This window comes from Streptomyces phyllanthi, assembly GCF_009377205.1.
In the GTDB taxonomy this organism is placed as follows: domain Bacteria; phylum Actinomycetota; class Actinomycetes; order Streptomycetales; family Streptomycetaceae; genus Streptomyces; species Streptomyces phyllanthi.
The window spans coordinates 1-1,784 of record NZ_VJZE01000858.1 but is presented as its reverse complement, the minus strand read 5'-3'; the positions used below and the strand labels follow the sequence as shown (position 1 = coordinate 1,784).

Sequence of the window (1,784 nt, the reverse complement as noted above, 5' to 3'; positions counted from 1 at the left end):
GGGTGGTGGGGGAGGGGGCGGCCACGGTGTCCGCAGCTTCGACTCCGTCTCCCGCGGGGTCGATCGCGGTGTCGTCGACACCGGGCAGCGCGAGTCCGGCGGCCGACCGTTCCGCGATCAGCCGGATCAACGGCTCGGGCAGCCAGGCGGCTTCGTCGCCTTCCCCTTCATCCTCCTCGCCCTCACCGGCACCGGCCCCGGAGGTGCCCGTCGGCGAAGTACCGGTCAGTGCCTCCGCCAGATCCTCCGCGCCGGGCCGCTGCCCCGGATCCTTCTCCAGACAGCCGGTCACCACATCGGCCAGTTCCTCCGGAAGACCCGCCAGATCCGGCGCGTCGTGCACCGTGCGGTACAGCAGCGCGTCGATCGCGCCCGTGCCGAACGGCGGACGGGCGGTGGCCGCGTACGCCAGCACGCAGCCCAGCGAGAAGATGTCGCCGGCCGTTCCGACTCGCTGTCCGTCCCCCGGCTCGGCCTGTTCCGGCGGAAGGAAGCCGGGCGTGCCCACCACGACGCCGGTCGCGGTGAGTGTCGTGTCCTCGGGGGCGCGGGCGATACCGAAGTCGATCAGTCGCGGCCCGTCCAGCGCGAGCAGTACGTTGCCGGGCTTGACGTCCCGGTGCACCAGACCGGCGGCGTGGATGTCCCGCAGCGCCTCCGCCAGCCGGGTACCGAGGACCCGCAGGCTCGCCGCGGGCAGAGGCCCGTGCGCGGCGACGGCCTCGCCGAGTGAGGGCCCCGGTACGAACTCGGTGGCCAGCCAGGGCGCCACCGCGTCCGGGTCGGCGTCGACGAGAGGCACCACCCAGGGGCTGGTGATCAGCCGGGCCGTGTCCACCTCGCGCCGGAACCGCTCCCGGAACCCGGCGTCCTCCGCGTACTCGGCCTGGATGACCTTCAGCGCGACCAGGGAGCCCCCGGAGGAGCGGGCCAGATAGACCACGCCCATGCCCCCGGCGCCGAGCCGCCCGAGCAGCCGGTAGTCCGCCATCTTGGCCGGGTCGGCGGTACGGAGCGGTTCCATCACTTCTTCTCCACTTGCTGCTGGACGCGCTCAAGCATCTGTACGAGGGCGCTGGTGCCCAGTTCGTTGAGTTCCGGCTGGGTGTATCCCTCGGCTCCCTTGACGGCGACGGCCACGACGACGGTGCCGAGCCGGGCGACCATCCACCGGTACGAACCGGTGCCGCCGCCCTCCTCGGCGTACTCGCCGGTTTCGAGAACGGAGTCGTCGGCGTACCTCTGCTCCCGGGCGCCGAACGGGGTGCCGAGTGACATCAGCCCTGTGAGCCGCTCGTCGGACCGGAGCCGCTGCTCCGGGCAGCGCAGGACCTCTTCCAGGGTGGTGCTCAGCTGTTCGTCGGCACCGAGGACCGAGTCGTGGGCGGTAACCGCGACCGTCACCTTGACGGTGCCCTTGCCGTCGCCGCCGGGCAGACTGCTGTACCGGGACAGGCTGGCCAGCACGCCCTTGGGCAGCCTCTCGCGCTGCCAGCGGCAGGTGCCGTCCAGCACGGCCCAGGTGCCCGGCGTACTCTCGCCCGGGCTCTGCGCGACGAAGCCGCGGCCCCAGTCGTCAGGGCCGAGTGCGACGGAACGGACCAGCCGCTCCGCCGCCGCCGACGTCCTGGGCACGAGTTCGGGATCGGGCGTGGAGACGGCGGGCGAGCCCCCACTCGCCGAAGCGCTCGGTGAGGTGCCGCCCGAGGGGGACCCCGTCGGCCGGGACGGCTCACCGCCCCCACCCTCCGCCGATCCGCCCGTACATCCGACCAGCAGACTTC

2 protein-coding genes are annotated in these 1,784 nt (G+C 73.0%); both read right to left on the bottom strand.

Going from position 1 to position 1,784, the window contains the following annotated elements; all coding sequences use genetic code 11:
• Window positions 1-1,024 (bottom strand): serine/threonine-protein kinase (locus FNH04_RS45625; RefSeq protein ID WP_152792093.1); only part of this gene is annotated, 1,024 nt, incomplete at its 3' end.
• On the bottom strand, window positions 1,024-1,784 hold a 761-nt coding region (locus FNH04_RS45620), incomplete at its 5' end, for a hypothetical protein (protein WP_228032061.1). The genes FNH04_RS45620 and FNH04_RS45625, both read right to left, overlap by 1 nt.